The organism is Microcoleus sp. POL10_C6, assembly GCF_036701585.1.
In the GTDB taxonomy this organism is placed as follows: Bacteria; Cyanobacteriota; Cyanobacteriia; order Cyanobacteriales; family Microcoleaceae; genus Microcoleus.
Window position 1 is genome coordinate 97,627 of record NZ_JAUBRB010000006.1, and the last position, 12,664, is coordinate 110,290.

Annotated in this window: 12 protein-coding genes; 3 read left to right on the plus strand and 9 right to left on the minus strand. The window is 45.5% G+C overall.

Annotated elements, in window-relative coordinates; genetic code table 11:
- The first annotated feature begins 8 nt into the window (after positions 1-8).
- Together QUA34_RS05370 and QUA34_RS05375 are read left to right on the plus strand one after the other, a co-directional pair.
- On the plus strand, positions 9-1,661 hold the full coding sequence (locus tag QUA34_RS05370) for an NAD(P)H-hydrate dehydratase (protein WP_333384630.1): 1,653 nt from the start codon (positions 9-11) through the stop codon (positions 1,659-1,661).
- A 268-nt stretch (positions 1,662-1,929) separates the two neighbouring features.
- Positions 1,930-2,460: a peptidoglycan-binding protein gene (locus QUA34_RS05375; RefSeq protein WP_333384633.1), complete on the plus strand. Its 531-nt coding sequence runs from the start codon at positions 1,930-1,932 to the stop codon at positions 2,458-2,460.
- A gap of 647 nt (positions 2,461-3,107) precedes the next feature.
- On the opposite strand, the gene QUA34_RS05380 is transcribed toward QUA34_RS05375, so the two are convergent.
- The 4 genes from QUA34_RS05380 to QUA34_RS05395 all read right to left on the minus strand — a co-directional run bounded on the left by QUA34_RS05380 (position 3,108) and on the right by QUA34_RS05395 (position 7,288).
- Positions 3,108-3,581, minus strand: coding sequence for a TerB family tellurite resistance protein (locus tag QUA34_RS05380; RefSeq protein WP_333384636.1), 474 nt, complete (start codon positions 3,579-3,581; stop codon positions 3,108-3,110).
- A 107-nt stretch (positions 3,582-3,688) separates the two neighbouring features.
- Positions 3,689-5,590, minus strand: coding sequence for a M61 family metallopeptidase (locus QUA34_RS05385; RefSeq protein ID WP_333384639.1), 1,902 nt, complete (start codon positions 5,588-5,590; stop codon positions 3,689-3,691).
- Positions 5,587-6,267 carry a Crp/Fnr family transcriptional regulator gene (locus QUA34_RS05390; RefSeq protein ID WP_333165702.1) on the minus strand — a complete coding sequence of 227 codons (681 nt, stop codon included), beginning with the start codon at positions 6,265-6,267 and terminating at the stop codon, positions 5,587-5,589. Before QUA34_RS05390 ends, QUA34_RS05385 begins: the two co-directional genes overlap by 4 nt.
- A gap of 160 nt (positions 6,268-6,427) precedes the next feature.
- The gene (locus tag QUA34_RS05395) at positions 6,428-7,288 is read right to left on the minus strand and encodes an inositol monophosphatase family protein (protein WP_333384642.1); all 861 of its coding nucleotides are present in this window, start codon (positions 7,286-7,288) and stop codon (positions 6,428-6,430) included.
- 216 nt (positions 7,289-7,504) lie between these two features.
- Here QUA34_RS05395 and QUA34_RS05400 point away from each other — a divergent pair, with 216 nt between their 5' ends.
- On the plus strand, positions 7,505-7,882 hold the full coding sequence (locus QUA34_RS05400; RefSeq protein WP_333325109.1) for a glycosyltransferase: 378 nt from the start codon (positions 7,505-7,507) through the stop codon (positions 7,880-7,882).
- A gap of 254 nt (positions 7,883-8,136) precedes the next feature.
- Here QUA34_RS05400 and QUA34_RS05405 read toward each other — a convergent pair whose 3' ends face one another.
- The 5 genes from QUA34_RS05405 to QUA34_RS05425 all read right to left on the minus strand — a co-directional run bounded on the left by QUA34_RS05405 (position 8,137) and on the right by QUA34_RS05425 (position 12,493).
- Complete coding sequence (locus tag QUA34_RS05405; RefSeq protein WP_333083074.1) at positions 8,137-10,065, minus strand: alpha-amylase family glycosyl hydrolase; 1,929 nt, start codon at positions 10,063-10,065, stop codon at positions 8,137-8,139.
- A gap of 287 nt (positions 10,066-10,352) precedes the next feature.
- Entirely contained in the window at positions 10,353-10,814 is a 462-nt protein-coding gene (locus tag QUA34_RS05410) for an Rpn family recombination-promoting nuclease/putative transposase (RefSeq protein WP_333325111.1), read from the minus strand.
- Between the two features lie 267 nt (positions 10,815-11,081).
- On the minus strand, positions 11,082-11,945 hold the full coding sequence (locus tag QUA34_RS05415; RefSeq protein WP_333083075.1) for an Npun_R2479 family HD domain-containing metalloprotein: 864 nt from the start codon (positions 11,943-11,945) through the stop codon (positions 11,082-11,084).
- 240 nt (positions 11,946-12,185) lie between these two features.
- Positions 12,186-12,284 carry a Mo-dependent nitrogenase C-terminal domain-containing protein gene (locus tag QUA34_RS05420; RefSeq protein WP_445242801.1) on the minus strand — a complete coding sequence of 33 codons (99 nt, stop codon included), beginning with the start codon at positions 12,282-12,284 and terminating at the stop codon, positions 12,186-12,188.
- Positions 12,251-12,493: a hypothetical protein gene (locus QUA34_RS05425; RefSeq protein WP_333384645.1), complete on the minus strand. Its 243-nt coding sequence runs from the start codon at positions 12,491-12,493 to the stop codon at positions 12,251-12,253. Before QUA34_RS05425 ends, QUA34_RS05420 begins: the two co-directional genes overlap by 34 nt.
- Positions 12,494-12,664 lie beyond the last annotated feature (171 nt).

Sequence of the window (12,664 nt, forward strand, 5' to 3'; positions counted from 1 at the left end):
GCACTAATATGACTATTCAAAAATTTGTTGTCACCGCCGACCAAATGCGGCAAATAGAAACGAGAATCTTTGCTGCTGGAATGCCAGTCGCAGCTTTAATGGAAAAAGTCGCGGGACTGATTGCTAGACGCATTCAGCAGCTTTTGAAAGCGGAAGGAAGTTCGGCAACTAGAAGTGTACGGGATTTAACGGATAGAAGGAAAAGGCAAGAAGGAAAAAATCTTGTTAATTCTCTATTGCCAGTTATCGGCGTATTGGTTGGGCCGGGACACAACGGTGCTGATGCTTTGGTTGTTGCCCGCGAATTGCACTTTCAAGGGTTCCAAGTAGTTATTTACTGCCCGTTTTCTAAACTAAAAGAACTCACAAAAAATCACGCTGATTATGCAGGTTATTTAAATATTCCATTTATTGAGAAGATTGAAAATCTGAAAAACTGCGATTTGCTCGTGGATGGTTTATTTGGCTTTGGATTAGAACGAGAAATTACTAACGCCACTGCCACAGCTATTGACGAAATAAATAATTTAAATCTACCAATTTTAAGTATAGACATTCCATCAGGAATTCATACAGATACCGGAGAAGTTTTGGGGACGGCAATCAGGGCAAAACATACATTATGTTTGGGTTTGTGGAAAATGGCATTTCTCCAAGATAGAGCGTTAGAATATATCGGAAGTTCTGAATTAATTGATTTTGATATTCCCGCAGCAGATATTGCCGCAATATTAGGCGAAAAGCCAGCAATACAACGCATTACAACAGCATTCGCAACTCAGCATTTGCCGTTACCCCGATCGCCAATTTCGCACAAATACACCAACGGTCACTTACTAATTATTGCAGGTTCCCGCCGCTACAGCGGAGCAGCAATTTTGGCAGCATTGGGAGCAAGAGCCAGCGGCATCGGAATGCTGTCAATTGCTGTTCCTGAGTCGATTAAATCGATGTTGAGCAGCCAGTTGCCAGAGGCATTAGTTATAGGATGTCCCGAAACCCAAAGCGGTGCAATTAGCGAATTGCCAGTAGCAATTGATTTGGGTACCTATGATGCGATCGCCGCAGGGCCAGGTCTGACATTGGAAGCGGCAATAGCTGTAGAATCTGTACTGGAGAGCGATCGACCTCTGGTTTTAGATGCTGACGGTTTAAATATCCTCGCTCAACTCGGCACAGTCCCGATTTTGTCCGAACGCCCAGCACTGACAATTATCACGCCTCATCCGGGCGAATTCAAGCGTTTATTTCCCGAATTAGCCGACGAAACCGGCGATGATCGAATTGCCGCCACTCAAGCAGCAGCTCAGCTTTGCGGCGCAACGATATTGCTCAAAGGAGCCAGAGTGTGCATAAGTTGGAAGGATGAGGGCGATTCCCTACCGGATAGCTACGCTTCACGTACCATCACCTACCTCAATCCCGAAAGCACCCCAGCCCTCGCCAGAGGCGGCAGCGGCGACGTTCTCACAGGCTTGTTAGGGGGACTATTAGCAACTGCGATCGCCCGCAAATCCCCCCCCAAATCAGTTGCTGCAACAGCAGCTTGGTGGCACGCTCAAGCCGGAATCATGGCTGCTAAAGAACGGACGGAATTAGGAGTAGATGCCTTTACTTTGACACAGTATTTAATTCCAGCTTTGCGAGAATTTGCTGAGTAAACAATCAACATGAGTTGATAGAGTGCGTACCCCGCATCTTTGTATTGGGTAGGTGTCCACCGCGCACCTTACCCCTTGGTTTGTATTGACAACGGAAGTCATCATAAAAATATTACAACTTGCATTCCTTACGACAAACCAACGGGTAACTCAAACAAGTGACACTCACATAAGTGACACTCGAAAAAGTGACTGTGCATCCACAAATTCCACCAGTTATACCTGAAATATCAAACACCAAAACTTAAAGGTTGATAGGAATCAGATTATGTACACCGAAGAAAGAAGCTTGAACAATGAAACTATGGCTCTCGTCGCCGATACTACTGCTCAATCAACTCTGGCATTTGCTGAAACCGCTGGAGTAAACAAACCGACTTTGCAAAGGGGTTCAACAGGTCAAGCTGTCAAGGAACTACAACAGCTTCTATATCATTGGGGTTATTATTTTGGGGCGATTGACGGTATTTTCGGCGTCCAAGTTCAAAACGGGGTCAAAGGCTATCAACACCGCGTCTTTTTAAAAGAAGATGGGATTGTCGGCCCTATCACTTGGGAAGCACTATACTCTGGTGCACCTGTGAATATGCCGATCGTCATGAAGGGCAGTTCTGGTAATGCTGTTAAAATAGTTCAGAATGTCTTGAAAATCAATGGATACTATTTCGGCTTTATTGACGGATTATTCGGGCCGATGACAGATGTAGCAGTGCGACAATTGCAACTGAGCAAGGCTTTACCGCAAGATGGAATTGTCGGCTACAGAACTTGGCACGCCCTCAGCAAGTTACCGCACTAATGACTGGTTGGATTAATATAGCCTTTCGAGCGAAAGATGAGGTACTCATGGGCATAGGGCATAGGGCATAGGGCATAGGGCATAGGGCATAGGGCATACCTCACTTTTTTGAGAACCGCTATATCTATTTCGGTTGTACGAGCGAAATGATTGTTGACTGTTGACTGTCAGTCGAAAAACAGAATGGTTGAGTGTTGACTGTTGACTCGATTTTATTATTGTGATGCAACCAGAAACGATATCACTGTGAGTGATGGCAAAAAATCGGTAGCTCAATTAGGGATTTAGGCTTTGCCTAAGTCCCTAATTCTCGTTAAGGGGAAGACATCGCGCGGGAAGGGCGATTCCCTGCGGGATAGCTTCGCTTCACGCAAATTCTGTTACCGTTCCCGGCGATGAAAAATATTCTCGACTTTTGCGTGTTTATTTGTTAGTATATCGTAGGAAATTGGGAGTCACTATCCGGTTTATTTCCCTTCTGATTTAGTTTTAAATAGTTGCACTCAGAAAATTACTATGCCGATACTTACCTAACAAGACTTAGGCATGGAGGGCTTATTCCCGGTTTCTACGAAAAATTCCAGGTTTATTAACGAGAAATCTAGGAAGGAACCGGGTTTCTAAGCCAAGCGCGCACAAGTCCTAAATTAACCTTTGATGAACTTTTCTAATTTTCGAGCCATCTTCTCGACAATTCCCTCCGAAGTATCTCCCGCCGATGATTCAGCTTCAATACGCTTGACCACATCCTCTGAAAGATTCAGCAACTGCACTAATTTTTGATAAGCTGCGGCTTCTTCAGCGTTAATTTTTGGTTCGTCAGGAGTGCGAGAACTAGATGAAATCACTTCATAGCCGAGTTGCAGGACTAATTCCCTTTCATCTTGAGTTTCTAGTTGACCGATCAACTCGTCAAGGGGGATATTTTGCATGATGTAATCCCGCAGTTCTTGTTGCATTTGTTGTCCGTCGGTATCTGGGGCAAACAAACGACAAAAGCGATCGAGCATTAAATTAACTTCTTCTGTAGCCAGTTCGCCGTCAGCCCAGGCCATAGAAGCAACAATTCTCAGCAGATTCATCTGGCGGGGCGTAATTGATGGAGGAGGTGGGGTTTGCATAATCAAAATGGGTAATGGGGAATTGGGAATTGGGAATTGGGAATTGGGAATTGGGAATTGAGACTGATTCCTTCTTGTCTTTTCTTTCCCGTTCCCCTTCATTTATGTCACAATTTCGATAGAGGAACTCCCAGCCATCCAGTAAAGTTTTGTTTCTGAATAGCAGTCGGCTGTTCCACCGGCACGATCGAGTAACGCGTCGGTCGCGGCGGGGCGAGAGTAACAGGACAAGTCCGCAGTTCGTCTTGGTGAAAAACCGTCACCTCTATTGTGTCCCCCGGCTGATAATCTTTAAGCCTCTCACCCGCTTGTTCTACATTTACCCGAAAACCTTCGATCGCCAGCAACTCGTCTCCCGCATCAATTCCGGCTAATTGTGCCGGAGATCCTACTTCGACAAATTTAACCATTTCCCGCCCGTTTTCCGTTCCCAACGTCCAACCGATGCGAGGTGTTTCGCTAGTTTCACCTGCGGTGAGTTCAAGCCCGAAAGGTTCCAGATACTTGTTGTAAGGCAACTCTTCTGTACCGTCTATATAGCGCGCAAAAAAGTCGCTCAAATCAATGCCGGCGATCGACTCGATCGCACTTTGCAACTGTTCGGGAGTAAAGCCTATTTCTGCTGGCAGCGAAGGAGAATTCAACTGTCCGTTTGAGGTTAAATGCGCCGATTTGCCATCTGTTTCCGACTTCAGGTCAAAACCGCCGTTTCCAGCCGAATTAGCATTGCCAAACTGCTGCCACATCAAACGCATCACATCGTCGAGCGATCGCTCATTGCCGTGTCTTGCTCGAATCAACAAATCGAGCAAAAACGAAACAACTTCACCTTTCAAATAATAGGAAATCTGCGAGTTGTCGCTGTTAGCATCCCGGCGATAAAGTTTAATCCAAGCATCCCAGCTCGACTCGCTCAGAGGCTGCACGCTCCGCCCCGGAGTCGTCTGCAAGCGAGTAATTTCCTTAGCCATACCTTGGAAAAAACCTTTAACGCTGTAGAGACCAGAGCGAAAAGGAATCACCAAATCGTAATAACTGGTAGTGCCTTCAGAGAACCATAAAGAAGGAGTGTAATTTTCTTGTTCGTAGTCAAATACTTCGAGAGCTTTCGGTCGAATGCGCTTGACATTCCAGAGGTGGAAAAACTCGTGAGCTACCAACTGAATAAAGCGTTCATACTTTTCCTTAGCCCGAAAACCAAAACGCGGATAGTTGAGAGTGCAGCTCTCCTTGTGTTCCAAACCGCCAAAACCAGAGCCGGACAAATGCAGGAAAAACACATAGCGTTCGTAAGGCAAACCGCCGAACATTTTTGCCTCGACTTCGATTACTTTTTGGATATCTCGAATCGTGCGATCTGGTTCTAAATTGCCTTTTCCCCAAACAACGAGCTGGTGGGGTTTTCCCATCACTTCAAAATCGTATACTTCGTGACAGCCTATCTCAAAAGGACTGTCTACGAGAGTGTCAAAATCCGCTGCAGCGAAAGTAAGATTTTGGCCAGAAACAGGCGGCAAAGTAGTAACGGTGCGCCATTCGGGCTGCGGTGGCACAACTGTTACGGTGTAGCAGTGGCGCTCAAAACCAGACAAGAAAAAGCACAAAGCCGCCGGATTGAAATAACCGTGAGTCGAGTCTAGATGATTGGTTCGCACTGTCAGTTCGTTGGCAAAAATGCGGTAGAAAACCGTGACATCTGACACCGAATTTGTCTCGATTTGCCAGTGATTTTTGCTGAGCTTGCGCCAAGGTAAAGCTTGATCGTCCGCCTGGGAGCTAAAATCTTGCAGATGGCGGGCGTATTCTCGAACCAAGTAAGATCCCGGAGTCCAGACAGGCATTTTTAAATCCAGTACCGGCTTCGACCAACCTTGCACGCGCAAAGTTACTTCAAACAGGTGGGATTCAGGATTGGGCATCGCCACCGAATATTGAATTGTCGGTGCTGTTAGTTGCCCCTCACGGTTGTCTGCAGCGGACAAGGTATCCAAAGAAGTAACATCAGTCATTGACTTGCCAAATTAATCAAGTGCTTGAGGTTGATCAAATGGATAGTTTGGCGGTCTGGATCGATTTTGATCCAACCTTTACTATCGAGTTTTTCCATAATTTTGCTGGTTTCATCTAGGGTGATATCTGTGACATCAGCTAAGTCTTCATAAGGAATATTGAAGATCTCTTTGCCCTCAGCAGTTTTCTGACCGTAGTTTTCTGCCAGCTCGACTAAAGTATTTGCTAGTTTAACCGCTGGCTGGCGGTTTCGGAGTTGATAGCGGTGATTGGTTTGGCGGAGTCGCCGCACCATCAGTTGCAGCATCCGGTGGTGCAATTGCGGGTCTTTAAACAGGGTTTGGATAAATCGCTGAGCTGTGACGCTCAGAAGTCGCACTGGCGATAGAGCAAGTACGTCATTCGATCGGGGAGATTCGTCCAGAATAGCCATTTCGCCGAAGAAGGCACCCCGTCCTAAAATAGCCATTGATACAGCTCGATCGTTTGACAAGCGGCGGACTTTTACCCAGCCAGACACGACAAAGTAAATCGCGTTGCCCCAAGAATCCTCCATCACCACAGCTCGACCAGGGGGATACTCATGCTTGACGGCATTTGATAGCAGCCCTCCCAAGGTTTCTGGGTTAGCACCCTTAAATAGAGGAAATAGCTCACTGAAAGCTTCTGTCTTCATGCAAACTCGCGGAGGTGGGAAATATGATTAGGCGACACCCAACAGCTAGGGAACGATCGATGTTTGGGAACACAAACAATCCGTTGCTCCTTTAATTGATGATAAGGGTGCAGAGGCCCGGTTCACGTAAAATTGGCAGATTCTTTAATCTTAAACGCGTTTACAAGCCTGCCACTGCCTGTTGAACTTTGCCCAACAGAGGTTCTATGTATTCCGGCCAGCCGATCGCGATTGACTGTGTGTGGGTCAGAGTCTCCGGCTCGATCGCATCTTTAGTCCACCTCAGCGGTTGACCTTGCAAGTCGCAACAAACCAATCCGGCTGCTTTTGCTAGAGCCAGAGGGCCGGCGGTATCCCACACTTTAACTCTGCCGTTGAGATACAGGTACAAACCAGCTCGACCGAAGATAACTTCCATCACTTTTAAGCCAAAGCTGCCCAGCGAGTAAAATTCTGCTCCGGGGATGCTTTGGGCGATCGCTTGGGCGTAGTTTTTCTGGTCTTTGTCTCCGAGAATAATTTTACAATTTTCCGCTGTCAGAGCCGGGGGTTTGCACAGCGCGATCGGCTGCGGCGCTTGGGTTCCGACAGTTTGGAACAATCCCCAATCTTTGCCCCCAAAATACATTTGGTCAAAAGCCGGGGCGTAGAGCCAGCCTGCCACCGGTTCGTCCTCAAGCAGCAGCCCCACCATCGAAGCGTAGTGTAGTTTTCCCCGAATAAATTCTTCTGTCCCGTCCAGGGGATCGATGCACCAGAGGCGCTGGTAATTAGCCCCGTAAGCTGCTCTGGAGGCGCTGTTTTCCTCGGTGATCCTGCCATCTTCAGGAAACAAAGCGCTAAATGCTGCCGATAGTTGTCGGTCTAGGTATTGATCGATACTCGTCACGTAGTCGTTGGGCCCTTTCTCAGAAACTTCAAAAGGTTGGGCTGCTAGCTTGTAAGCTTCTTGACCGCACTCGCGCAGGGTGTAGCGGATTTTTTGGTCTTGCTCTGGAGAAATATACATGAGGTTAAACATAAATTTTTTAGCTAACTTCAGCATAAAAGCTTAAGTCCTTGGAATCGATGGAATCGATCGGCCTGTGTCACTGTTTTTGATTCGTACAGGATTTGCGTGCGGGTGTCGATCGACCCGGTTTCCTAAATATCAGCACCGTTTGCGGTAAAAATTAGCGGTTTTTCTAAAAATGCTAAGGCTTTATCGCAAGCTTTCCCCGATACTATGCCAGAAAATATGTCCCGCAAGTTCTACGAATGGCCGGATTTAGTGCAGCTTTACCGCCATGCAGACGTAATTGCAGTTTGTTTGGTAGACAATAAATATGCTGTTGGAGTGCAGGTTTTGCTGGAACCAATGGCCTGCAAGCGGCCGGTCGTCATTACTCGGACTCAAGGTATCGTCGATTATTTAGCGGCCCCGGATATTGCCAAAGTCGTAGATGTGGGAGATGCAGCAGGTTTGCGCGAGGCGATCGTCCATTTGCTAAAAAATCCTCAAGAAGCTGAATCTCAAGCGCAGCGGGGGTACGAAAGGGTTATGAACCAGCACAGCAGCGAACCTTATGTCAATGTTTTAGTCCAGAAGTTGCGGGTGCGCCTCGGCGCACCATAAATCACGTCCGCAGGATGCACAATGCACACCTTACTGATATAGATAAAAAGCCCAACTATTTATTACCTAAGTCATATTTAAAAAGTAATAAATTATGATTTGCAGTTCCTAATTAAATCTCACAGCAGTTACGTACCTAGTAAATAAAGCGGGTTTGAAAAAGATAATCGAAAGCCTTAAGGAAGTATTTTCGTTCATCAAACCCGGTTTCTGTGCCTAAAACAGTTTCACCCAAAACTCCGAAATCAAAACTATTAAGACTCCCGTCCACTCGCCCACTTGTCCCGCCATTTCACCGTCCCTTCCGAAACTAAAACCCAGCGGCGACAAACCAGATTTTCTCGCAGCGGCGACAGTCCTTCCCGTAGCAGCGCATACTTATAAGAAATCAACTTCCCGGCACTTTCATTAAAAGGAATTTCCCCAAACCAAGTATTAGTATTGATATACTCCAACGGGAAACCCTTACTAATATCCCAATTCCCCAGTTCAGGACAATCTCCAATCACCACAATTCTTTCCCCAGGCTGAGTTCTAACGCTGTTAAGCTGCGCCCGCACAATAGTTTTCGCCTTAACTCGCTCGCCGACGCGGCTAAAAATCATTACTTCCTGCGAACCCAACTCAAGGTTGTACAGCATCCCGTCTTTAACTTCAAACTTGCGGCGCGATAAAACCTCCGTATGCTCTCCATCAGGCAGCTCAGTATCAACCTCTTCAATTGTTGTAACAGAACTGCCACGATTCATCGCTACAAACACCACGGAATCGCGATAGCGGCGCACGTAACAATAAACATCAGGAGTTAGATATTTTTGCCACTGACTCCCCATCGAAATAGCTGGATTCAGTCGCCGCAATCCAGACAGCAACCGCACATCTCGGTAAATCGGCGCATCAGTATTCCACTTTTCCATCATGGGGCGGTTGTAGGGGTCATTTCCCCCATCTGTATCATCGTGCAGATACTGTTCAGTGCCGTAATAAATGCAGGGAATACCGCGAGTCGTCATAATTAAACATATCGCCAAATGCAGCATTTCTGGATCGGGATTCAACGACTGAAACCTCGGCATATCGTGGTTGTCAATAAAAGTAATCAACTCCGTCGCCCCGTAGTAGCGGTGATCCAAATTCAGGACATCTTGGACTAACTTAAATCCCGCCTCCGCACCCTTCCCCAATACTTCTCGAATTGCCACGCACAGACCAAAATCTAAAATAGTCATCCCCGACTCGTTGACAAATTCCACAGAACGATCATTTCTAGGGTCGCTGTAAATCCATTCGCCAAAAATGAAAACATCAGGTCTGTGTGTTAAAATGTCAGCATTAAATTCCTGCCAAAACCAAATAGGCATATGCTTGACTGTATCAACCCGCAAAGCATCAACACCTCTGTCCAGCCATTGTTTAATTGCTGACTTAATATAATTGCGGTATGCAATATTGTTTTCGTTGAAAGTTGCTAAACCCGACAGTTCGCAGTTTTGAACTTGCCATTCATCTTCCCAGTTTTTGACTTCGCCGTAGTGGTGATACCAGTTATCTTCATCGTCGTTAAAGTCAGCTATTTTTACGCCGTCGTCGTAGAGTTCCCCTTTTTTACCGCTAAAATCAGGGTTGCTGTGATTGCAGACAATATCGAGCACGAGTTTCATGTTTCGCTGGTGCAACTCATATACTAATTTGTCAAATACCGTATCTTTACTTTCTTGTGTTTGGTTAATAGAAGGATTGTCGCCTGTGGCAATAAAGCGGGGATTTAGTCGCTTGAAATCTTTAGTCCAGTAGCCGTGAATTGCTGCTTGTTCGACAAATAATGCTTCAACTTGCTCGAACAGTGGAGTCAGCCAAACTGCGGTAACTCCCATATCTTTTAAGTAATCGAGTTTGTCGATAACTCCCTGCAAGTCGCCGCCCCAATATTTGCCCCAATCTTTCCCTTCTGGATCGTAAAGTTCTGGGTTGGGGCCTTCGTTATTTGCGGGGTCGCCGTCGTAAAAGCGATCGACTACAATGAAATAAATTGTTTCTTGTCGGAATTCAATGTCTCTGGTGTAGAGGAATTCTAAATCGATTTCGCTTTCTGGCTTAACTTCTTCTAGCAGAGACTCAATTTTTTCTTCGGGTTCGCTAACTTCGTATTGAGAGGAAGTTTGATTGGGAGTGACTGATGTCATGAGATGTATTTTTTTATATTGTAAGATTGGTCAGTTATTCGGAGCTAGAGTCGGAGATAGCTTTCCCCTCTGACTGACTTTTACAGCATCATACGGAATTTCCTGGTTTAATGAAATCTTCCTTTAGAGAGAGGGCAGACTCATCCTTGAGTATTATGTGGATGAGAGTTAATATTTGGCTTCATTCTCAATCAAAGGGGCAGAGACTCAAAAACCTGTGCTACCAGGCTGATCCTAGTAGCGAGAAAATGTGTACTAATTGTGCGATCGTACTTTTTCCCTTCCTTTCATTCCTCCCGCAAGTTTTGGATATCTTCAACGCTCAAACCAGTAGTTTGACTAATGGTTTGATTGTCAAGGACATTGATAAGTTGCCTAGCAATTTCTAAAGCCTTTTCTCTCATTCCTAGCGCGATTCCTTTTTCTCTGTCTTCTGCGATGCCTTGTTCTCTGGCTTGTGCAATTCGTTTTTCAATTCCCCTGAGCAAGACACCCTGCTGATCGACAATAAACATTTCGCGTTCTTCTAAATCTGCCAACTCCTCTGGATTCAAATTAGTTTCATTAGCAATCGCAAAGGCTTGCTGTATTTCCGATACTGTTTCCATTGTTAACGGCACTATTTCCAAGCTGGGAGCATTTTTCCTAAAATAAATCCACTTGTCAGTCAAAGTTTCTAACTCATCCAATTGTTTATTGAATTTTGGCAACTCAATAAATACAGCAGATTCCATATTTATGAAGTACACCCGCCTCTAGTTAGCTCCTCGTAGGAAGACCGCAGTGCCGTGTCCCTACACTTCACAAACCTGGAATACGCTGTATTAGTTCAATCTCTGGCTCGACATCATCAAATAAACGCTTTTGTTCCTTAAACACAAAATTAGAGATTACTTCTTGGTCATTATCAAACATTTCAAGATCAGTAATTGTCAAAGCAATTACAGGTTTTAACTTAAAGTAACCTTGACCGCGAATCAGTTGAAAAGAACGATCGCGCTACATCCACCCCAACCCTAGCTAACTACAGCCACCGCAGACTCTGGAACCTGAGAATGCTCCACCCGAAAAACATTCGCGCTCAAATTAGCAACAATTTGTTTCCCCTGCTGCGTCAGTTCCAAATAGCCGATCGCATCCTTCACATACCGATAAACCACATTCCAATAAAACTTGGGATAACCATCCCGCAACTCCCCCGGATTTTGATAGCCCAAAACCCGATTTTGCCCAATTTCCTCAAACTCGTAAAACAGCGCCGCAATCTTTTGCAAATATCGCGGATCACTCAACTGACCAATTAAATCAGCAGCCCGAACTAAACCAGGATAATTTACAGTATCTTGATAATCTTCATTTGCAGGAACTGGAAAACGAGTCAGCTCAATATTATGCTTAACCAGCTCAGCATCAATCAGTTTGTGACCGCCAAAACGCTCGTCAATAAACATTTTTCCGCGATCGACATGATAAGGCATCAAACTAGCATCCGTCGCCCCCGGAGGCAGCGTTAATTTCAGGTCGCCTATTCCCGTCGCATACAGTCCCAAATCTCTTCTATCTTGTCGGCAAACACCTTTAACATACCCGATATCGTGACATAGCAAAGCAATGTGGAAGTGCAGCCAATCTTCGCAGGAAACACCCCCTTCGCGGATGTGCTTCCCACCCAGAATTGCTTGTCCCACCAAGGTCACTAAAATAGTGTGTTCGACATTATGGTAAAGAGCATCGCTATTAGCAATATTTTCTAAAGCCATACTCGCCACCCAAGCAATAATTTCGCCATAGTCAGATTTAAACCCGCCATAAGTGTGGCGGTAGCCTTCAATCAGGCGATTGACAAAAGCCTTAATCAGCAGTTCAGTTGCGTTAAACATATTCACTTCCCTGAGCCCATGTAGATTATTAAATTATTTTTATAGTTATTGTTTTTGCTGCTACAGTTAGATGTTATTTTTGGCTTAAGCGCCACGATGAATACCCACTCCTATCGACAGGCATCCATTGATATTATCAACAATTATGGCTTAAATTATGGCTCTCGCAACTACCAGAGCGACAGACCCCATAAATAATTGATATCAATGGGCGATCGAGGTATGACACCCCTCAATTAGCTACGGCGTTACATCTTCCCCGTATAGGTTAGGAAAAAACGAGGGCGATCGAAAACGCAGCCGCACTAATTCCTCATACACAGGATTAAGCTTGCACATAGGCGGTATGTGGAAAAGCTGGTGTCCCTATAACGGAATATCTCTCTCAAAAGGACACCGTGCGGGTATAAGTTGGCACACCACTGAGTTACTTGTGGCTCTCCCACGGCAATGCTATCAAGCCACTGTCGCACTTGTTGCACGAGGCGATCGCAAAAAGTTAAGTCTTGGCACTGATTTTCCGGGAAAATACTTGTAGTCAAGTTCATGATTGATCTCAGTAATCATTACTAACAAAAACTTATGAATCACCCGACTTAATCCTCAACGAAACCCACTGTTGATCCGGTGACATGAATAAGTTTTATGAGTGACACTCACAGTCGCAAAATGTGATGCAAAGAGCTAGCATTTGTGATTTAAAACTCGCTAAAGCGTGA

Excerpts from the sequence above, each read along its gene's own strand:
- QUA34_RS05370 (WP_333384630.1), top strand. The coding sequence starts at position 9 with ATGACTATTCAAAAATTTGTTGTCACCGCCGACCAAATGCGGCAAATA.
- QUA34_RS05375 (WP_333384633.1), top strand. The coding sequence starts at position 1,930 with ATGTACACCGAAGAAAGAAGCTTGAACAATGAAACTATGGCTCTCGTC.
- QUA34_RS05380 (WP_333384636.1), bottom strand. The coding sequence starts at position 3,581 with ATGCAAACCCCACCTCCTCCATCAATTACGCCCCGCCAGATGAATCTG.
- QUA34_RS05385 (WP_333384639.1), bottom strand. The coding sequence starts at position 5,590 with ATGACTGATGTTACTTCTTTGGATACCTTGTCCGCTGCAGACAACCGT.
- QUA34_RS05390 (WP_333165702.1), bottom strand. The coding sequence starts at position 6,267 with ATGAAGACAGAAGCTTTCAGTGAGCTATTTCCTCTATTTAAGGGTGCT.
- QUA34_RS05395 (WP_333384642.1), bottom strand. The coding sequence starts at position 7,288 with ATGTTTAACCTCATGTATATTTCTCCAGAGCAAGACCAAAAAATCCGC.
- QUA34_RS05400 (WP_333325109.1), top strand. The coding sequence starts at position 7,505 with ATGTCCCGCAAGTTCTACGAATGGCCGGATTTAGTGCAGCTTTACCGC.
- QUA34_RS05405 (WP_333083074.1), bottom strand. The coding sequence starts at position 10,065 with ATGACATCAGTCACTCCCAATCAAACTTCCTCTCAATACGAAGTTAGC.
- QUA34_RS05415 (WP_333083075.1), bottom strand. The coding sequence starts at position 11,945 with ATGTTTAACGCAACTGAACTGCTGATTAAGGCTTTTGTCAATCGCCTG.
- QUA34_RS05420 (WP_445242801.1), bottom strand. The coding sequence starts at position 12,284 with ATGTGCAAGCTTAATCCTGTGTATGAGGAATTAGTGCGGCTGCGTTTT.
- QUA34_RS05425 (WP_333384645.1), bottom strand. The coding sequence starts at position 12,493 with ATGAACTTGACTACAAGTATTTTCCCGGAAAATCAGTGCCAAGACTTA.